Source organism: Flavobacterium araucananum (assembly GCF_002222055.1).
In the GTDB taxonomy this organism is placed as follows: Bacteria; Bacteroidota; Bacteroidia; order Flavobacteriales; family Flavobacteriaceae; genus Flavobacterium; species Flavobacterium araucananum.
Map to the genome: position 1 here is coordinate 29697 of NZ_MUGS01000027.1, position 21764 is coordinate 51460.

The window sequence follows — 21764 nt, forward strand, 5'->3', positions numbered from 1 at the left end:
TAATCCCGAATGTCTTATTCTAAATCACGGGTAATGTTTAACAATTTGTGATATAGACGGTTTTCTATGTCCTTAACCTCCCTATAGGCAGGTATACGGTCAACTGAAAGTCCTTTATCTTTTGCAGCAGCCTCCAGATCCTTTAAATCAATTAAAACAAAGTCATAAGCCGCTTTCAGCTCAGTAATAGATAGATCCTCAATTTTCATTAAATGTGTGGTTTTAAAAATTAATATAAGATTTTGGTAGTTTACTGTCTTTCTTCTCAAAAACTACTCCTTGCAATTTACAAAAAAAATTCTCTCTCAAATCTTCTTTACTAAATAAACGTGGCGTTTTAATGCTGTTTTAAATTTTCAATACGAAACGGATTAAAAGGGCAGCTAAGATAGCAGCGCTCCTTGCAGTGCATGCGCATAACGGCCGGTATTTACCTGCCGCCCTTCGGGACTTATAGCCCTCCCTTTCGGAGTCACTGCCTTATTTTGCTTTCTTTTTTTCCGTTTTTTCTTTTGAAAATAATCTCAGATCAGATGGAACTTTAATATTACAGTTCATTAAACATCAACGCCAAAAAATCACTGTTATGAAAGCCTTTAAAAAATCAGACTACCGAGAATATGAGGTAAGCACAGAATTTAATACTATTATTTTAAGCAGCATAGAAAGTTATGACGGCAAGAAGAAACAGCAGTTAAAATCTTTTTTAGAATATCTGCAAAACAGCGGTTGCATCAGCGGTATGATCGGGGAATTTATCTATCACAATGACTGCAAAGTCTTTTACATCAAACATCTGGAAGATTTAGAAAACATAAAAAATGATCTGGAAGATTCTTATGCAGAGCCTATAGTAAACCGTTATAAAAGCCCTCATTATACCTTTATGTGCTGGCTTTGCTTTGAGGAGTATTGCTGCAATATCTACTCTAATGTATTTGACATTTAATTTTATAATGAAACTATCCTGCTTGATGGCAGTACACAGCTTAAATTACAGAAAGTTTTTAATCTCTATCCTGATTTTTACATAAATGTAGTAGTATTCTAAATTAAAAAAACAGGGATTGATATCTATAAATCCCTGTTCTGGTGCGAGCAGACACTTGAAGTTTACAATGTTTTAAGTATTATAAATTCCTCACAAAGCCGGAATTTCATTTTGCTTCTTTCTAATATTTCTCCAAAAAACGAAACATATTTACAAAGTATTTATTTAAAAACTTGTGCTCTGCAAAATAGTGATCATGTAAATCCCTATGGAACTTCGAATTTTTCTCCTTACTAAATCCTTCACTGTAAAAGGGAGTTCCAATTTGATCATCATACCATTTTAGATGAATATTAATAGGATCTGATGTTGTCATCATGTCAAAAAACTTTCCAATAGATCTAATCCCGTTATGAGTTTTATTGAGATTCCTGAAAATTCTATTTGCATTTTTTAAATGTTCAGCATCTGAATACTTTCGCTTTAATTTAAAAACGTTGATGTTACCCTTATCATGCCTTTCATCTATTTTGTCTCTTTCTCCAACAAGTTGTTTGAATCTTGCGGAATCAGTTTCGCAGTTGAATCTTAAATCAATACCTTTTATCTTATTTTTTTCATCCTTAACAGGAATAAATCTGGCACTTTTTCCAAAGCCATCAATATAAGGATTGAGATGAAATTCGTCTGTAAAAGTAATAGATCCTTTATTTGTAGAATTGCAGGTTGATCCACTTGGAACCAAGTTAAACATACTAAACGATAATAGAGGATAAGTAGTTTGGCTGAAGAAATGATCCAATTGATGGGCTGTAGCATCTTGCTTTTTATCTATTTGAATAGCATCTGGCTCATTATCTGTTGACATAGCATCCTGCTCATCATCTAATGGCATAATCTCAACATTTTCTAAATTACAATAAGGGCAGTAGATCACAAAATTGCTCTCATTAAAAAAATTTTTTATAGGTTCTCTAACAAATCCGTAATCAAAAACTAATTTGATAAGCTTTAATTCCTTCTCCGAAGAAGGCAGCATCATTGACATCAACTTTTGATTTCTTAAAAATAATTCTTCCGCCGGGCAAATTAATAGTTCCCCCATTTCTTTTCCATCATCTTTTAATAGATGTTGCAGAAGATCAATAATCCCCTGAACATTCACGGAACCCAAGTGGTTTGTCGAGCCTAAAGCTAAATATTCCCCTATTGTTTTTTTATAATTGGGTTTATCATAATCGACTTCTTCTTTGAATTTCTTTTGATAGATTATTTTAATCGCATTTCTGGTCACAACTTTAAAACTGGCAATATTCAATTCAAGATCAATGTCTTTTCCTTGTAAGTGTTCCAAGCTGATTTTTAAAAAATTAATTCTGTTAACAACCTCGTCTTTTGTTGCCTTTAGATACTCCTTTTTCTTCTCCTTCTCTTTAACTTTATCAATAGTTAACTTAATCATGATTCTCTATAAAATTAAGGATTGATGCTTTTAAATATTGATCGCCGATAAGATCCACAAGTACTCCGTCGACATCTTTTTTATACTTTTCTTCTTTTATTTTTTGAATAAGGAGCTCTATTTTTTTCTCCGCAAATGCACCAATAAGAGTGTCATCCATGAAAAAATTATCAGCCAATAAATCGTTTATGTTCGCAGCAAAAGTCTCACTTTCATTCTCTTTTACTATAGTTTTTCCTTCCGCATCGCGATCAAGAAGCAGAACATTACTCGAAGGAATATCTGATAAAATAAAAGGTGAATGCGTTAGAAACAATATATTAATCGATGAAATCCCTCCTTTCCCTTTCAAATACAGATTGCCAATCGAATTCCTTAACTCATTAATAAATTTGCGCTGCAGGTCCGGATGAAAATAAAGTTCGACTTCATCAAATAAAATATTCACCGCCGTATAAGATAATCTCTCTTCTGAATTAGAGATCGACTGAAGATTAATGATATGATAAACCACACTCTGTACAACATGAATAAACTGCTGTTCACCTGAACTCATAAGATCAAAAAAGGAAGGTTCACCTGTTTTACTTTTCAATTCGATATCAATCAAAAACATTGACGAAGGAAGATGATTGATAATATCTCCATAATCAGGAGATTCCATCCACTCTAATAGTTCTTTGGGAGAAAATACTACTGATTCTACAAGTTTATTATCTGAATCCAAAAAGTTTTTGGGACTGCCTTTCCTATCATAAGTATGAATGATAAAATGGATTGCCTGTCTTATCTTAAAGGTTATATGAGTGTCATCTTCTTTAATTTTTTCTGCTAAAACACCTGCCTCTTTTATCGAAGTTGGATAAACAAAACCATCATAGGTTTTGCAAATCTTAACCATTTTTTGAAGAAGGTAATTACTGATCAAAGTAAATATTCCCTCATCTAAATCTGTTCTGATCGTACCAATCTTTTGACCTGGAATAAATTGCTCATAAACCTGATTAATCAATTCAAGCTCTACATCTTTCCCTTTTAAAAAATTTCCGGTATCAACAATTCTATACTTCTCGATCTTTTTTTCATTTAATCGAAAGTGAATGGATTTTACAAACTGTATTTCTGTTAACGGGAGATCTTTACCGTCTGTACTCTGCTTGCAGCTGCTTAAGAGATTGGAAAGCAGACGATATTTAGCAAAGTGATTTTCTTCATTAACATCAAATCGACCATCGGTTCTCATAGGATTAATAACAACAGGGGTCTTGTACCCGTCATTTTTATGAAATAACGAAGTGATCCAGCCTCCTATGACATTAGAATTTAAAGAATAATTGGAATAATTTATAGCAATAGTGTAAAAAAACAGTTTTGAAATAAGAACATTAATATCAAATATCTTCCCTATTTTTATTTGTCGTATCACTGTTTTCACAGCAGGATCCGTTTCCTCTCCCACACTTCCCACCAGAGAAATCTCAAAACCATTGTTAAGTTTATCATTGACAACTAAAGAAAATATAGTATGTGATGCCTGAAATATAATCTCCGCTTTTAATTGACTGCTGACTCTTTGAATTTCCTTAAGTTCTGAATTGATCTGGAACTCCTTATCATTCAGTGCTTGTTTTTTATCATCATATAACCTCCGCTCTTCTTCATAAGCTAAGAAACGGGATTTTAAAAATTCAAAGTTGGGAAGTTTTTCTTTGTCGTTTTTTAATAGCTTCTGAATTTCTTCGTTAATACTCTGACCTGGACTTTCTGTACTCAACTTTTTACGCTCTTTTTCCAATTCCTCCAATTGGTAATTGAGGTTATCTGTGTTATGATTCATAATTTTAGTACGCAGGGAAAAGATGTAGATAGCAGCAAAGAAAAGCTCAGCCAGTGTACTTTTACCAGAGCCGTTTCTTCCAGCAACTGCTGAAATATTTAGAGCTATTTCTCTTTTATCAAGTGTTTCAACATAATATAAATCCGATTGATGATCTTCTTTTGAAATCACCTCCACAACAGTTTCTCCTTTTTTCAGTGGCTTTTTACTGTCGTTTAAGAATTCATACTGATTATAGAATTTATAGAATTCCCCTTCCTGGAGATTTTTCCTGAAATTTTTATCACATCCATTCAGTGCTCTGATGGCTATAAGTTTAAAATTAGACATAGTAATAATGATGCAATAATGCTTTAGATAGTCTTAATCGGTTGTTATAAAACTATTGGTTAAAATTGTTTTTGGTTCAAGGTTTTCCTCAGGATCTAATTTTCAATCACTTATAAAGAGTCTTAATAAATAAGCAAGCACACTCAAAGTAATGCAGCAGGAATTAAATTAATTTATAGCTCTGCAATATCCTAGGGCCCTTACAATATTAACTAAAATCTTACTAAAAACACAAATTTTCAGCTCTAAATAGTGAAACATAAACTCTTAATAGAAAATTAAAAAGAGCTGTCCTTACGAACAGCTCTTTTAGGATTTCCATTACTATCTACAAGTCTTTTCTTTTTCTTTTTACTAATTCAAAAAAATCTAAAACCATGAAAAATCCGAATTTCATAATATCTTAATTAATGCTTTCCTCTTCTACAGAAGCGATTTGCAACAAAATGTCATTGTAGTGGTATTTTGTCGCGGTGTCCTTAATTTTTGGTAAAGTCATTTTAATTTTATTTTTTAAAGACAATAATTGTTCTCTGATCACCCCGCTTAGTGGAATATTATTCACTGCAGGGGTAGTTACGGCGAGTAACAATGATGAAATATATTGCTGCTGTAAGGCCATATGATAATTGCCTACCGTTGTACCTGTTGAAAGTTCGGGCCATACCCCATAGTCCAAATCTTTAAAAAGATCTTGTGGTGTATAGGTTTTATCACCATATAGTAATGCAGCACTTTCAAGATTCATCATTTTTTGCATGTCTAAAACATCACGCAGTATGTTACCGGCAATATTTTGTGTTAATTTACCCTTTGTCGGCATCCAAACCTGATCAAGGACATTATCGGGCTGCAGCCAGATTGGTTCCTCATGGAAAACCTGCTTGTTTAAATAAGCCAGTGCTTCTCTCTGCTTGCTTTTGGGAACAAGACTAAAAACCTTTGTTGTATCACCAACTGCCGTATAAGTGGAATATCCTTTACCTATGGTATTGACAACATGGGAATGGTACAATGAGAGTTGAGACAGTAAAGCGGAATAGCTTCTTTTTAAACCGTTCCCCGATCTTTCACCAAACTGATCTGTAGGCATTTTAGACCATTCAGGCAAATTAGGCAGTATCCTTTTAAGATTTTTAATCCCATAAGAATTAGCGACCATGACATTATCGCTCAAATCTTCATTTTGACGACGCGGATCGGTTATCCCAAAAATTTCTTGCGAACCAAAGTACAGTCTTGGATTTACCTTAAGGGTATCTGTAATTTTTTTGAAAAGTAATTTCGCTTCCTCCCTCTTATCCTTCAAATCAGGGTACACACGATAGCCCCACTCAACAGCCCATTTATCATAGTCCCCTATCCTGGGGAAAATTCCCTTTTGAGAGATATTATCTTCGGGTTGTGCCACATAATTGAATCGGGCATAATCCATTATCGAAGGGGTATGACCATTCTCTTCAACCCATTTTTTATCGCGAAGCTTTTCAACGGGAACAGTTGAAGAAGAACCAAAATTATGAGCGAGCCCCAATGTATGCCCTATCTCGTGCGAGGATACAAAACGGATCAGCTGTCCCATGAGTTCCTCACTGAATTCCTGATGCTGCGCATTTTTATCAATGGTACCGGCTTGCAAAAAATACCAATCATGCAAAAGGGTCATAACATTGTGGTACCAGCTCACATGTGAGGCAATTATCTCACCGCTTCGAACATCCATAACAGATGGCCCCATAGCATTGGCATCAAGCGAAGGCATATAGACAATGACACTGTAACGCGCATCATTCATATTCCAGTCCGTATCGTTTTGGGAAACTTCGATTGCTTTGATAGCATTTTTAAAACCCGCTTTTTCAAACGCAGCCTGCCAGTCATTAACACCTGCTATCAGATAAGGTACCCACCTTTTAGGTGTAGCCGGATCTATATAGAAAAGGATTGGTTTTATTGGCTCGACCAGTTCTCCCCGTTTATATTTTTCAATATCCTGTGGTTTTGGCTCTAATCTCCAGCGTGAAATTTTAGCGACCATAGAAGCAAATTTCGGATCTTTATCATAGTCAAAATTAAAGGGGCTGAAGTATCCTACCCTTGGGTCATTATAACGCTCGTGCATTGCCTTTTTTGGTAAAAGCAAAAATGAAGTATTTAAAACAACAGTCATAGTACTGTCTTTTGACCCTATTCCATAAGTTTTGTATCCCTGGATTTCTGTATTGATGGGAAAAGACTGGATTTTATCCACATAGGATTTATCAGGCTGAAACGCTTTTTCATTAAAAGACGCGCCTGATATAATCCGGCTGTTCCCCGATAATAAATCTGTTACATCAATAAGAGTCGAGTTTTTTTTTGCCCCATAGGCCTTGACATCAAAAGACATTAAAATCCCCGGCGTGTTATTAAGGTCCAATTCTCTTTTTAATCCATTTTCGCTGGAATCCAATGAACGGTCATTGGTGATAAAAGAAGTTATAAAAATCTTTTTATCATTTCCTTTGCGAAACATTATCGTGTTTTCTCCCATCTCCTCGCCGGCATAGCCTTCTTTTGCTTTGTCTATGGCAGCAGAAGATTGCACAATACGATTCAATACCAATATAGGCCTGTTTAAAATGGAGTCTTTGATTTCAAAATAATAACGGTCCTTTACTGTATAAACATTTATCATCCCCATAACGCTTTTTGATTCAGGGGTGATAAGCTTCTCAAAAGGTACAGGGTCTACAGCTACCTTAGGTAAATTACCCGGGGATGAAGGCGGTGGAATTACCTGAGCCGATAAATAAAAAGGCAGTAGAATTAAAAGCGCGTATAAAATATTTTTGCGTAACATAATAATTTGTTTCAAGATTAACTTAATATTCAACAGACTCTTTTTCCAGTTCACTTACCCCTTGATGAAGAGCTTTCTTCGCCTCTGGATTAGCAGGTAAGGCAGGCGCTGGAATTACTCTTTTTGGATTTGTCAGTTTGTTGATCTCTGCTATTACATCCCAATAGTGCGTCTTTGAATTTTTATCTGTAGTGATCTTCAAAGTACCCATAACCCTCTGTTTTAGATCAAGCAGATGACCTCTTGTAATGGCAATAGTGGTGGCACTATTTATATCACGGGGAGTATCAAGAATGACATTGCTTGCCTTTAGGTACATTTTTTGTAAAAGCATATGATAACTGCTTACCTTTTGCGGGGTATTTAATTCCGACCAAACTCCCTTGTCAAGATCATTTAAATAGGAAACCAGCGAATAGGTGTTTTCTGCTCCAAATCGTTCTGCAATAATGTTTATTTTCTTTAGTTTTTTAAAATCAAGCATTACCTGTACCAGCAGGTTTGCACCAATGCTGTACATATCATTATTATAAGGGATATCAATTGTCAATTTGGTGATGTTCTCATCTATAAGCCACTGTGGTCCCTGTTTGTCAAATATTTCAGTTGTTAAAAAAGTCATCGCTTTTTTCTGCTCCTCTAAAGGCACACAGCTGAATGTCTTCTGGGTTGATCCCGAATCGTGAGGATTGTAATAGTAGGTGCCCAAAATATTCGATACATTCTCCAGATAGGTGCGGTACTGGGATACCACATATCCGTAACTATATCCAATCTGACCGCCCGTTGGAGCATATAATTCCTCTTTATTCAGGGTCCATTTTGGCAGATTAGACAATATTATTTTTAAATTTTTAATCCCTAACCTGCTAGATTCAACAGTATTAGTACCTAAACTGTTAGTCTGGTTTCTTGGATCAGTAACAGGATCATTATCTTTAGGCTGCACACCATAATACAATTGAGGATTTACCTTAAGGCTGTCGGTGAGTATTTGACGCAGATAAGTACGTTCTTGTATTAGATTTTTCAAATCAGGGTGAATTTTATATCCCCAGAAAATGGCCCATTTATCATAATCGCCAATGCGTCCGAGAATTCCATTTTCTGTAATATTATCTTCAGGCTGTGCCACATAATTAAACAATGTATTCTGCATGATCGAAGGGCTGATGCCATGTTTGGAAGTCCATTGTTTATCCCTGAGTTTTGCAATGGCAACAGTGGATGCCGCGCCGGCATTTTTTAACAGACCCAATGTACTACCCACTTGGGCAGTAAGCTCTACACGCATTAATTCCCCCATCAAATCATCACTATATGCTCTATTCTGGGCTCTTTTATCAATGGCGCCTGCCTGCACCAAATAGGTGCCGTACAGAGCAAAAAGTACATTGTGATTGATTTGGATATTGGCCTGCAGTATCTCACCGCTTCGAGGATCAATGGTGACATTTTGCGATATGTCACTGCCCATATTCGGAGCATAATTAATGGTGTTGAAACCTCCGTTTTTTGCATTCCAGATGCTGTCGCTGATAGTGGCTTCTTTGGCATAGATCGCATTTTTAAAACCCGCCTTTTCAAAAGCCGCCTGCCAGTCACTTACCGCCCTTTTAATATAAGGCACCCATTTCTTCGGTGTTGTTGGATTAATATAAAAAACAATCGGTTTTTGTGGATCTACCAGTTCACCCTTAGCATAACGCTCTTTATCTTCAACCTTTGGTTCTAAGCGCCATCTGTTTATGATTTCAACTTTTTTAATTCTCTGGGGGTCTTGGTCCAAATCAGTTCTGAGAAGGGTGCTGTATCCGATCCTTTCATCGGAATAGCGGATGCGCATTGTTTCTTTTGGCAGTAATAAAAAAGAGGTGTTTACTTCGGTGGTCAGATAAGATTTATTGTTATCCTCATAAGTCTTTACCGTAAATACTTCCACACTTGTTGGCAGAGCTTCTATACTATTGATATAAGAGCGGTCTGCCTGAAACGCAGTTGTCTGAAATATATCTTTCAATTTACCGGTAAAAATTCCCAAATCGCTATTGATATAATCCGTGACATCAATAACAAGAGAGTTTTTACCGTAGGCTTTAATATCAAATGCCGTCATAACAGGCTGCAGGTCATTTACTTTTAGCGTCCTGTAAAGTCCGTTATCAGAACTGTCCGTTGCGACCTGATCATACACAAAACGTTTTACAAACAATTTATCATTCGGGGCTTTAGTAAAACGAATCTGCGTGCTTTCCAAGAGCTTTCCCGCAGATCCCTCCGGTACTTTCTGAAACACCGCAGGTCCTTTACCAATGCGGCTGGTTACCTGGAAATCACGATCTAAGACCTCATTGGGGATCTCAAAATAATAACGTTCTTTTACTTTGGCAACAACAAACACCCCTTTAGAAAGTTTGGCGTCAGAAGAAATGACCTTGTCATAGGGTTGTGGTTTATTGAAGTCCGGAATCGAGTCGGTTTTAGAGGCATTTTTACCTGCTTTTTCTTTTTTAGAACTTTTTTTATCAGTCTGTGAAAAAGTGCTGTTGATCCCTACAATACACAGTAAGGTTACCAGAAAGTTCCGGCTAATTTTGAAATTTTTCATAATAATTTGTTTGTAGCAAATAAATTTTAATCAAACGGTAGAACCAGTCCAAATCAGGAATCGGTACGTTGATTAAAGCTGCTTGCAAAAGATATTTTAAGCGGTTATTGTTACTGCTTCTTAATTTTTTATTAAATAGTTATACTCCAAAAAAAAAGGTAATATTTAGACCATAGTAATACACCTGCACGCCGTTGGGCTGCTTTATCTACCTTCTTTTTTTTTAAGTTTTCTGTAGAACATTGCATAGAATCCCTAAAGATTCTATGCAATTAGTCATGACCTCTCTTTAAACTCTCTATAGGGTTTGAAAAATAAAATTCAGAACTGAATTTTACTAGTAGCCATCATTCTGTGTTAATTGGGGGGCCCTTTTAATCTGATCCAGAGGAATAGGATATAATGCATCGGTAGATTGCCAGGAGCCTGGTTTCAGAGCCCCTATAACGGCATCAACACGTTTGGTTCTTTTCAAGTCAAACCATCGGTTGCCATATTCCAGAAATAATTCAATTCTTTTTTCCTGTATAATGGCATCGAGAAGATCCGACTGGGAAGCAGATTCATTATCCGCCAGTCCGGCCCTATTACGAATGGCATTCAAATCATCTCTGGCACCTGCACTATTATTCTGCATTGCCCGGGCCTCTGCTCTTATGAGGTATAATTCAGATAAGCGCAGGACAATCGAATATTCCAAAGCAGAACTTGTTCCGTCAGCACTTTTGTATTTACTACTGTAATAATAGTCAGTGCCATCAAAATTAAATGTACCTGTCCATGCTGTTTTTCTGAGATCTCCGGCTTCAAATGCACCGGCAAGCGAAGAGGTCAAAACATAAACAGGCCCGGAACTATTGTATAGGGAACCATACAGATAATAATAGTCCTCATAAGTTAGAAAATGTCCAGTCTCTGTCTCTGTGTTTAATCCGAAAATATTTTCCCTGCTGTCTTTTAAAAAAACATTATCAATCTGTTCTTTAGGCAGTAATTCATACAAGCCCGAATTGGTGATTACTTCAGCAGCTTTTTTTTCTGCATTCACATAGTCTCCTGTATATAAATACACTTTGGCCAGTAAAGCGCTGGCCGCACTTTTAACAGGTCTGTCCCTTTTACCTTCATAACTGCTATAATCACTAGGAAGGTTTGCTTCGGCATCAGTTAAATCAGAAATAATCTGAGTATAAACATCCGCAGTGGAAGCTCTAGCTAAGGCCATAGTCACTTTGACATCTGAACTTACAGCCAGCGGCACCGGACCAAACATATTAACCAGATAAAAGTAATTGAGCGCCCTGGTAAATTTTGCCTCAGCGATAAGACTTGATTTTCCTGCAGCACTCATACCTGTTGATTTTGTGCTGTTATCGATAATACTATTGGCCTGGTAGATTACTTTATACAGACGGTCCCAATAATTTGAAGCTCCAAAATCTGCAGAAGTTAAATCGTTTGTCCCGAAATTAACGTACATAAAATCATTGGCATTCACCGGATCAGTCTCATCAGCAGAAAGGCTGGCTCCAAACCCAATATTGAGGATATTGGCATCCGTGACCATACTACTGTACATCCCCACTAAGGCCGAATTTGCACTTGCATCAGTTTTAAACACATCAGTATCCAGTACCTCTGTCTTAGGAGGATCAATCTCCACCAAATCATCACAGCTTACAAACAGCAAAGCCGTCATCAATAGCAGTGAGACAATACATATGTTTTTATATGAAATGAAATTATAATTTCTCATACTAGTGTTGTTTTATTGATTAAAATGAAAATTGCAATCCTGCAACAAAAGCCTGCAACGGTGGAACTGATGTCACGCCGGTTTCCGGATCCACTCCTGAATACTTTTTTCCCGAAAGACTTATTAAAAACAGGTTTTGCCCTTGTGCATAAGCACGAATCCCTGACATTTTCATCCGCTTGGCAAGCTCCTCAGGAAAATTATAGGACAGTGCTACATTGGTTAATCTGGCATAAGAGTTACTCTGCAGTAAGGCATCAGAACTCCTAAGCAGGTTATAGTCAGTGGAAAATGCATTAGTGGTATACAATTTTTCCAATCCCAGATCCCTCATAGCCTCCACTACTGCTTTTGGCGTATTGGCAAGATTTCCCGGAGGTGTGTTCAGTTCAGATAATATTCCAAGACTCTTAGCCCCAACAGTGAACGTAAAAGAAAAGTCAAGTTGAAAATTATCATATTTAAGGGTATTGGCAAGTCCACCATAAAAATCAGGAGTTGATTTCCCTTTATAGACCTGATCTCCAACACCTGTATCTGTTTTTATGGCAGGAGTAATGATTCCGTCTTTATTTACATCTTCAAATGTAGGTCTGCCGTTCGCGTCATTTCCTGTGTAGTGCAAAAGATTCAAAGAGCTTGTTGGTCTTCCAACCACATAATTATAGGCATAAGGTGATGAATCGAGTCCAGGGAATGACACTAGTATATTTTTTACAAAACTGATATTGGCTGCAGTAGACCACTTGAACTTATTGGTTTCTATATTGGTAGAGCTTACAACGATTTCTACTCCCGAATTTTCAACTGTGGCATTAAGATTGGCAACATAAGAGTTGAAACCGGTTTGTGTTGGCAGAGGATAATCTAACAACTGATTCCCTGTCCTGTTGTTATAATAAGCAAAGCTAAGCAGCAAACGATCTTTGAAAAAGCCAAAATCCGCCGCTATTTCTAACTTTTTTGATAATTCCCATTGGTAATCTGGATTTGCTAACCTTGAAGGAACCACACCTTTAATTCCAGAGTAATAAATACTTGATGAGTTATTGACATAGGTGGATAGGAAAGAATAGTTCTCTACATTGTCACTGCCCACAACCCCGTAGCTGCTTCTAATCTTACCAAAACTGAACCATTCAGGTCTATCCGCTAAGAATTTTTCACTGGTATAAATCCAGGCTGCTCCAACGGATCCAAAGTTGCTGTATAAATTATTGGATCCAAACTTAGACGAGCCATCACGCCTGAAATTACCATTAATAATATAACGTTCTTTATACATATAATTCACACTTGCAAAAACAGACGCATACTTATAGGAATTATTTCCATTACGAACCGTATAATCTGTTGCCATGGAAAGATTCGACAAATATAAATCTGAAGGAAATCCTGAGGCGACAACATAAAAGGGCTGTTCATTTGTTGTCTGCTGATAGGTTGCCCCTACCAGTGCACTAAATGAACCTTTACCTAAGGTTTTGCTGTAATTAATTTGTGGCTCAACGACAATGTTTTGATTAACAGATTCTGAATACGTAGCACCAGGATTAAAATAAGGGTTACTTGGATTTCCGGCTGTACTCGGACTTAAAGAGCTCTGAGTGGATTGTGACCTGTTAAATCCTCCATTGACCGATACGTTTAAATTCGAATTGATATTATATCTCAAGTTCAAACTGGTATTACTTGAATTAATTTTATTCTCGTAGGTATTGTTAAGATTAGACAATGGATTTGCAATATTAGGAATGCCTTTTGACCACCAATACAAAGATCCATCGGGATTATATAGTGGAAAATTGGGCGGTAATGAATATACATTCCTGTAATAATTAGCACCTGCCAAATTACTGTCACTAACACCCGTCATTAAAGAGAGCGTGGCCACAAACTTCTCATCAGGGCTTGTATAACTGGAGTTAAAATGATATCCATAGTTCTTTGAGGAGCGGTTGTCATCAAAAACAGAACCTGTTCGGCCGTAATTACCCGAAAGCATAAAGGTGAATCCATTGTTCCCTCCCGATACTGAAAGATTGGTAGAATAGGTCTTGGCCGGATCACCAATTAAAAGTTTTTTAAAATCCTGCCCCTCTGTCTGGCTCCATAATGTTAAATCCGGCGCATTACCTGTTGTCGGTGTTCTATTGTCGTTGGCAAATGCCTGTCTTCGCAGGGTCAGGTAATCACTTAAACTTAGCGCTTCCATACTGGTATTTACAATTGATATACCACTGTTGAAATCTACAGAAACAGTTGGTTTTCCGACTTTTCCTTTCTTGGTTGTGATCAGGACAACACCATTGGCTCCTCTTGAGCCATAAATTGCAGTGGCATTTGCATCTTTCAATATCTCAATACTTTCAATGTCCTTTGGATTGATGGCAGACAATGGACTTCCGTTTCCATTTGGGCCCGAGAGATACGTATAATTTCCATTCGAATCTTTACTTGATGACTGCTGGTTGATAGCAGCGCCCGGATAAGCAATCCCGTCTACAATATATAAAGGTACATTCTTGAGCGTATTGGTATTAATCCCTCCGGCATCCATAGAATTTTGTCCTCGAATCTCCACATTAATGTCTGCGCCATGCAATCCGCTGGTCTGATTAATCACAAGGCCTGCCACTCTTCCCTGCAAGGCCTGCATCACATTGCCTACAGGCTGTTTTTCAATATCTTTACTGGTGATCTTTACAGAAGAGCCCGTAGCAAATCGATTACTGGTGGTAATACCGTAAGCCAGTACTTTAACTTCATCTAATGCACTTACCTTTTCTTCCAGTTTTGTGACAGGAAGTTCCGATCTGCCTGCCACAGCAATCTCCTTATCGGTAAACCCCATAAAAGAAATCACAATTTTTGCATTTACAGGTACATCATTTAGAACAAAAAATCCAGCATCATCGGTAACAACCCCCATATAAGTATCTTTAATTGAAGCTGTTGCTCCTTGGAATGCTGAACCATCCGGCCTTAATACCTGTCCGGTCAAAGTTGGAATAACATTTGAGTTAGTATCTATTTTGGTATTCCTGTCCGGAGCTTTAGTAATAACTATCGTTTTATTCACAATCTTATAGTCCAGTCCCTGGCTCCCCATAAAGGCATCTAAGGCTTGCTCGATTGTCGCATTTTTTAACTGTACAGTAATATAGTATTTATTTAAGTCGACATCACCGGTGATAAAGACATAACCGGATTGGTTCTTAATTGATTTAAGTACTGCTGGTAAGGGTTTGCTCTTGAAATTCAAATTAATTGTTCCAGCATTCTGAGCATTTAAATTTTGAAAGGACAGAAACAGAAATAGCATTAAAGCTATCTTTCCTAAGAGGCCCCCAAAAGGATTACTTACTATTTTACCGCCTAAAATAGGCCGATAAATTATAGGTTGATAAATAAATTTCATTAATTTTGGTTTTGATTACTTATGGTTAATAATTTTTCCTCTTGCAGGAAATTAATTAATCCTATTTGAAAACCGTGATAGTGGTTCCAACACTATTGCGGTTCTTTTTTATAAATAGTTTTAATCTGTAATTAAAAATCTCTATATCATACAATTGCTATTTTATGTTACTATTTTTTTTTGATAATTTCTTTCGTAGTATTTTTGTTAAAAAGTAAATAACAAAGACCCAAAAAACAAGATGTAAAACTTGAATTACGATTAAGACCAAACTATATTCTTCAACTACTATTTCCATAATTTTCAAGGTCATTATGCCGAAATGAAAAACTACTATCCCCTATTTTTTTACAATTAGTTTATTTCCTTCGAGTTTATAATTTACTCCCAAATTTTTCAAAACAGCCAGTACTTGTACACCATCCATATTCCTGTAAATTTCCCCATTAATAGTCTTAGAAGGAATTCCGCCCTGATATTCAATCTCCAGATTATACCAGCGCGCAATTTGTTTGAGCACTACATCTAACTGAAGGTCTTTGAAATGAAACAGACCATTTTTCCAAGCAAGAGCCGAATCAAAATCAGCCTCTTTTACGGCTATATCATTATTTGATTCACTAGTGACAGCCTGCTGGCCTGGATTTATAATAACTTCGCTTTGCTTCTTTTTGACTTTTACACTTCCCTCTACAAGGGTCACTGAAGCCAGCCTTTCATCATTATAGGCATTAACATTAAACGCCGTTCCGATATCTTCAATTATCTGGTCTTTCACCTTGACCCTAAAAGGAACCTTACTGTTGTGAACCACTTCAAAATAGGCTTCTCCTGTAAGTTTGACTAAACGCTCAGAACCTTGAAAAACAACAGGATATTCAAGTGTTGAACCTGCATTCATATACACTTTAGTTCCATCTGATAAAACCAGTGAGAACTGGCGGCCATAAGGTGTTGTTAAAGTGTTGTAAGCTATTTCTTTGCTTGCCTGATTTTTTAGATCTTTATACCTTAGAATACTATCATTATAACTGCTGATTCCCGGTGCTTTTCCTAAACTGGTTTTGTTTAAAGTAGTGGAGCTTAATTGCACTTTTTCTCCGTTAGCCAATGTTAAAACAGCTCCGTTTGTACCTCCGGGCAAACTAGTGGCCGCAACTGCAGCAGCATCATTGGAAATTGTCTGTTTTGAAGTATTGAGAAAAAAAGTTACGGATCCTACTAACAGAATTACTGATGCGGCCGCAATATATTTATATACAGGACGAATACTGCGCACTTTTGCAGGTGCAATTGCAGCATTAATTTCAGCAAACATTTCTTTCTTGATAATTTGCTCCTCGTCAAAAGAATCAGCAATCCACTCCTGAGAATTAGTTTGCTGCTTTTGATACCAAGCATTCAGTAACTCCCGCTCTTGGAGAGTGGCACTACCGGTAAGATATTTGTGAATTAATTCTTCTATATTTTCAGGACTCATAATAATGCTCTAGACTGTACAAGCTAATGCTGTACATGTTTCTATAGTTAAGTCCTTTAAGAAGATCTATTACCCTTGCTCAGGTAAAAAAAAAGTTATTTTTTATTTAAATAATCATTACCAGAAAGCAAAAAAAAACCTGATAATGTGAAGAATACGGTCTTTTTTAATATCTGAATTTATTTCGAATAATTTTAAGTCCTTTAGTTAAATGCCCCTCAACGGTTTTCTCTGAAATATTCATAGTCTTGGCAATCTCAGCATTTTTCATGTCTTCTATTCGACTGTACTGCACCACTAATTTGCATTTTTCAGGAAGATGCTCCAGGAGATTTGAAAAATAATCAGTAGTAAACATCGATTCAATCTGCTCATCGAGAATTGCTTCTTGTTTAATCTCCAGTTTTTCCTCGCGGATAATTCGTCTTCTGCGTTCTTTTTCAAAATGAGAAAATACCGAGAATTTTAAAGACGTGGCCAAATAAGAATCAAAATTATTAATTTCAAGCGTTGTACGACGGTTCCAAAAACTAATAAACACATCCTGAACAATATCCTTAGCAACTGATTTGTCTTTGGTTAAATTATAGGCAATGGCGAGAGCTTTATTCCAATAGCGATCATAAAGCATAGTAAATGAACCATGATCATCATGCAAACAAATGTGTTTTAATAACACATCATCGGAAACCGTATTTGAATGATCTTTGTTCATTTTATTTTAAAATCTTAACAGCAAACCTTATATTTAAGTCCAATTAAAAATTAGATTTTCAACAATCTAAATACCTTTCAGCTAAATAAGAAATATAAAAAACCATTTGAGTTACTCTACAGAGTTTAACCTCTTTGCAAGTATCCGAATTCTATAATTTTCTTTTGATTAATTGGGACAGCAGCACACTTTTAAAAGTAAATATGCTAGGAAAAAGAGCAGAAATTCTATTTTCTGTGTGCTAATGTAATTAAATTTTTGATTGCACAAAAAACTCAAAAATCAAGGTTTTTTATTTTCACAGGAAAAACCATATAAATATAAAAACTCAAATTATGATATTCCCAGAAATTGCTTTTTTAAGTGGCTTTTTTTTTAAATGTTTATAAAAAAAGCACACTATTAAAATATTTTCGGGAAAAGTTTAATTTATCAAATAATACTGACAAGGTTTCTTTCAGAAAACGCTAAAACCACTCAAAACAGTCATTTGAAATACAAAACTAAGAAGAACTCGAAATTTTAATAACTTTGCAATTCAATTTACCACCATCCAATGACATCAAATATCGAGAAATATGAATTCAAATCAGGACTCGCTCAAGAGTTTGAAATCATTGGCATGGCAGAGCTCTATCGTGAATTTGTTGATACGTTAACAGCCCCTCACCGAACAAATTTTTACCATATCCTATGGTTTCAAAAAGGGAGTCCAACGCATATTATTGATTTCAATCCCGTAAAAGTGAAGCCCAACTCAGTACTTTTTTTAAACAAAGATGCTGTTCAGAAGTTTGATAAGAATGGAGATTTCGATGGCAAGGTGCTTTTGTTTACCGATAGCTTTTTTTGCAAGACTCCGCTGGATTCAAAATCCCTGCAATCCAATCTTTTATTCAATAACTTACTTTCGGTTTCACAAATTGAACTCAAGGAAATATCTTCTGATTTTAATGATCTGTTTGAATTATTGGAAACAGAATTCAAAAAAGAAAAAGATAATTATCAATCGGATATCCTGAGAAACTACCTCCATAATTTACTCCTGCTCTCAGAGAGGGAGATTAAGAAACAAAATTTTACGCAAATAAAAAAAGGAGCAGATTTTGATTATATGGTACTTTTTAAAGATCTTTTAGAAACGGCATTCAGAACACAAAAACAAGTGAGCAGTTACGCCAAACAATTGCTTATTACTGAAAAAAGACTCAATCAGGCTACTACAAAAATTTTAGGCAAGACACCCAAAGAAATAATTGATGACAGGGTAATGCTCGAAGCCAAACGACTTCTGGCACACACCAATGAAAATGTCAAAGAAATCAGCTATGAGCTGGGTTTTGAAGAGCCTACTAATTTTATCAAATATTTCCGAAAACACTCCAATAACACCCCTGTCGAATTTAGGGAAAGCCATACTTCGGCCTAAAAGTATCATATAAAGGATTATTTCTACCGCTGCCAATTTTAGCAATTGGCTGAGCTTTGCATTGTCAATTTAAAACAAATGCAATGTCAAATACCATTGAAATTATCGGAAAAAAATTCCATGCAAATTTTGCAGATTTTGCCTTCGAACTAAGTTTTGAGAGTGAAACACAACTTACATGGAAAGCGCTGACCAATGAAGAATTCGGGGCTTTTGAAACAGTATCAATCACCAAAACAGAAATCAGACCCAATGTCTATATGATCTATTGGAAAGAAAAATCAGGTACGACTGTAACACATTTGGAAGACTTTGAAAATGGTATTGTTTATACCAACATAACTGATCCTGATAACAATTTTACCAACCTAAAAGGCACATTAAAACAATTGTAAAAATGAAAAGAATAATTCTTAGCGCAGCGTTAATTTTAATAACAGCATTATCAGCAACGGCGCAAAACAAAACCAATTCAAAAACTAAAAAAAATAAAAAAATGGAAATAACCAACAAACAGAAAGTAGTTGAATTACTTAAAGCAATCGAAACAGGTGCTGCTGCTCCTGTAGGGTATATCAACCCAAACAAATACATTCAGCACAATCTGGGTGTTGCCGATGGACTTGCAGGCTTTGGCGATTTATTGCAGGCATTGCCTCCTAAATCAGCAAAAGTAAATACAGTAAGAGCATTCCAGGATGGAGATTATGTATTTACACATACCGATTATAATTTTTTCGGACCAAAAATCGGATTTGATATTTTCCGTTTTGAAGATGGAAAAATAGTTGAACATTGGGACAACTTACAAGAAACCGCAAAGCCAAATCCCAGCGGGCATACTATGATTGACGGAGCTACTGAAATTAAAGACCTTGACATAACAGCCGCAAACAAAGCACTCGTTAAAAACTTTGTTGATGATATTCTGGTAAACGGAAAAATGGAAAAACTGGCTTCTTACTTTAATGGAGATAATTACATTCAGCATAACCCAAATATTCCTGACCAGCTATCAGGACTTGGAGCCACACTTGAAGCTCTTGGCAAACAGGGAATCTTTTTAAAATACGATAAAATTCATCAGGTGCTTGGCGAAGGTAACTTTGTTCTTGTGGTTAGTGAAGGGCACTTTGGTAAAGATTACAATGCTTTTTATGATTTGTTCCGTGTAGAAGATGGAAAAATTGCAGAACACTGGGATGTAATTGAACCAATTGCCGCAAAAGAAAACTGGAAAAATAATAACGGAAAATTCTAAATAGATTTTTTTTAGTAAAAGTCGCTTCTATTATGGAGGCGGCTTTTTTCTGTTTTATCTTTCACAGTTAATAAATCGTTAGTTTTTTTTTATAGAATTGATAACTTTGTAGATTAGTTGCTCAACCAATATCATCTACTATTATGCACGAACCGCTTTTGGCATATTTCAAAAATTATTCTGTAACACCACTTACTGAGGAAGAGATAAATACGATTAAGAAAATCTTTATTCCAAAAACATTTCGAAAACGACAATACCTCCTGCAGGAAGGTGACGTGTGTAAATATATGGCATTCATTACAAAAGGCGCTATGAGACAATATACTGTTGATAAAAAAGGGGTTGAACATATTGTTAATCTGACCATAGAAAACTGGTGGGCCGGAGATCGTGAAAGTTTTGTACAGCTCACAACATCTCCTTTTTTTATTGATGCTTGGGAAGAAACCGATGTACTTATGCTTTCAAAAGCAGATTCTATAATACTGGAATCAATTCCGGCATTTCAGGAGGCCAGGATTAATATGAATTACAAGCATTCATTTGCCCTATTAAACAGGTTAAAAAATTATACAACTTTACCCGCTGAACAACGATATATGGAACTTGAAAAGAGTTATCCGGAATTTTTACAACGCTTCCCTCAGCATATAATTGCTTCTTTCCTGGGTGTTACCAAAGAAACACTGAGTCGTGTTCGCAAAAAAACATAAGTAAAAGCTTCAATTTTCATTTTCTCTCGTTGACATATGTCAACGTTTTTTTTTATCAAATATCATCGTTTTTTATTGTTGGCCCACTACATATTTGCAGATCATAACCAAACAGTATGAAAATGAAAACTATTGTATCAGCTTTACTTATTCTATTAACAACTTTAAATGCAAAAGGACAGGAAAAAAAACAGCCTCCTATTCCAATTGAATTAACTATCGGGAATAATCGTTTTGGATTGCAATCCGTTATTAATAAACATTTACCTCACAGTGAAAAACTTTCTTTTTTTTCAGTTTCAACCTTTGAAAGTAACTACACCAAAAATGCCGAAAATTTAGATTTTATCAATAATTCGCAGCTCGCTTATGATCTCTATAAAGGTTTTGGAATAACCGCCGGACTAAATGTAGGCAAGGCTACAGGGCTTGCACCTACAGTTGGTGTCCAATACGTTTTTGTAAATCCAAAATGGCTTTTTGCCATTACCCCTACTTATATTTTTTCAGATGACAGAAACTTTTCATTATTATCACTGTTGGAATATAAGCCACAATTGTCTGCCAGCGTGAAATTATACAGCAGGATTCAAGGCATGTACAACCAAAACATAAAACAAGACACACACCAGAGAAGCTACTTGCAGTTAAGACTGGGGCTGGAATACAAGGATTATCAAATGGGACTGGCAGCAAATCTGGATTACTACGGCAGAGACAGATTTTTCAAAGAAAACTACGGTATATTTCTAAGAACAAATTTATACTAATTAATCCCAGCTTTAGAACTTAGGTTTATCTCCAATTTTACCTAGCAGCTAACAGAGATTAGCACTTCATATTGGGCAATACTAAATAAGAAACACTTCGTGGTAAAATGCTTTAAAAAGATCCTTTTATTTTTTTTTCGTTGACA

General features: G+C 36.0%; 15 protein-coding genes. 6 read left to right on the forward strand and 9 right to left on the reverse strand.

The window, feature by feature from the left end; all coding sequences use genetic code 11:
- Positions 1 to 14 precede the first annotated feature (14 nt).
- A complete protein-coding gene (locus B0A64_RS13680; protein ID WP_089480083.1) occupies positions 15 to 209 on the reverse strand; it encodes a hypothetical protein in 195 nt (64 codons plus the stop codon).
- A 377-nt stretch (positions 210 to 586) separates the two neighbouring features.
- Here B0A64_RS13680 and B0A64_RS13685 point away from each other — a divergent pair, with 377 nt between their 5' ends.
- Positions 587 to 949 carry a DUF7222 domain-containing protein gene (locus tag B0A64_RS13685; RefSeq protein WP_089480084.1) on the forward strand — a complete coding sequence of 121 codons (363 nt, stop codon included), beginning with the start codon at positions 587 to 589 and terminating at the stop codon, positions 947 to 949.
- Positions 950 to 1172: 223 nt separating this feature from the next.
- Here the strand turns inward: B0A64_RS13685 and B0A64_RS13690 are convergent, their stop codons facing one another.
- From B0A64_RS13690 to B0A64_RS13725, 8 genes are all read right to left on the reverse strand, one after another.
- Positions 1173 to 2453 carry a hypothetical protein gene (locus B0A64_RS13690; RefSeq protein WP_089480085.1) on the reverse strand — a complete coding sequence of 427 codons (1281 nt, stop codon included), beginning with the start codon at positions 2451 to 2453 and terminating at the stop codon, positions 1173 to 1175.
- Positions 2446 to 4620, reverse strand: coding sequence for an ATP-binding protein (locus B0A64_RS13695; protein ID WP_089480086.1), 2175 nt, complete (start codon positions 4618 to 4620; stop codon positions 2446 to 2448). Before B0A64_RS13695 ends, B0A64_RS13690 begins: the two co-directional genes overlap by 8 nt.
- A gap of 403 nt (positions 4621 to 5023) precedes the next feature.
- A complete protein-coding gene (locus B0A64_RS13700; RefSeq protein ID WP_123875919.1) occupies positions 5024 to 7462 on the reverse strand; it encodes a zinc-dependent metalloprotease in 2439 nt (812 codons plus the stop codon).
- A 22-nt stretch (positions 7463 to 7484) separates the two neighbouring features.
- Positions 7485 to 10070: a zinc-dependent metalloprotease gene (locus tag B0A64_RS13705; protein ID WP_089480088.1), complete on the reverse strand. Its 2586-nt coding sequence runs from the start codon at positions 10068 to 10070 to the stop codon at positions 7485 to 7487.
- Positions 10071 to 10407: 337 nt separating this feature from the next.
- A complete protein-coding gene (locus B0A64_RS13710) occupies positions 10408 to 11769 on the reverse strand; it encodes a RagB/SusD family nutrient uptake outer membrane protein (RefSeq protein ID WP_165769815.1) in 1362 nt (453 codons plus the stop codon).
- 76 nt (positions 11770 to 11845) lie between these two features.
- On the reverse strand, positions 11846 to 15247 hold the full coding sequence (locus B0A64_RS13715) for a SusC/RagA family TonB-linked outer membrane protein (RefSeq protein WP_089480090.1): 3402 nt from the start codon (positions 15245 to 15247) through the stop codon (positions 11846 to 11848).
- 340 nt (positions 15248 to 15587) lie between these two features.
- Positions 15588 to 16727 carry a FecR family protein gene (locus tag B0A64_RS13720; protein WP_089480091.1) on the reverse strand — a complete coding sequence of 380 codons (1140 nt, stop codon included), beginning with the start codon at positions 16725 to 16727 and terminating at the stop codon, positions 15588 to 15590.
- 166 nt (positions 16728 to 16893) lie between these two features.
- Positions 16894 to 17442, reverse strand: a complete 549-nt coding sequence (locus tag B0A64_RS13725) for an RNA polymerase sigma-70 factor (protein WP_089480092.1) — start codon at positions 17440 to 17442, stop codon at positions 16894 to 16896.
- A gap of 556 nt (positions 17443 to 17998) precedes the next feature.
- On the opposite strand from B0A64_RS13725, the gene B0A64_RS13730 reads away from it, so the two are divergent.
- The 5 genes from B0A64_RS13730 to B0A64_RS13750 all read left to right on the forward strand — a co-directional run bounded on the left by B0A64_RS13730 (position 17999) and on the right by B0A64_RS13750 (position 21618).
- Positions 17999 to 18871 carry a helix-turn-helix domain-containing protein gene (locus tag B0A64_RS13730; RefSeq protein WP_089480093.1) on the forward strand — a complete coding sequence of 291 codons (873 nt, stop codon included), beginning with the start codon at positions 17999 to 18001 and terminating at the stop codon, positions 18869 to 18871.
- Positions 18872 to 18927: 56 nt separating this feature from the next.
- Positions 18928 to 19266, forward strand: coding sequence for a MoaF-related domain-containing protein (locus B0A64_RS13735; protein ID WP_262495539.1), 339 nt, complete (start codon positions 18928 to 18930; stop codon positions 19264 to 19266).
- A gap of 2 nt (positions 19267 to 19268) precedes the next feature.
- The gene (locus B0A64_RS13740) at positions 19269 to 20132 is read left to right on the forward strand and encodes a nuclear transport factor 2 family protein (RefSeq protein ID WP_089480095.1); all 864 of its coding nucleotides are present in this window, start codon (positions 19269 to 19271) and stop codon (positions 20130 to 20132) included.
- A 143-nt stretch (positions 20133 to 20275) separates the two neighbouring features.
- Positions 20276 to 20848, forward strand: a complete 573-nt coding sequence (locus B0A64_RS13745; protein ID WP_089480096.1) for a Crp/Fnr family transcriptional regulator — start codon at positions 20276 to 20278, stop codon at positions 20846 to 20848.
- A 122-nt stretch (positions 20849 to 20970) separates the two neighbouring features.
- Positions 20971 to 21618 carry a hypothetical protein gene (locus B0A64_RS13750; RefSeq protein ID WP_123875920.1) on the forward strand — a complete coding sequence of 216 codons (648 nt, stop codon included), beginning with the start codon at positions 20971 to 20973 and terminating at the stop codon, positions 21616 to 21618.
- Positions 21619 to 21764 lie beyond the last annotated feature (146 nt).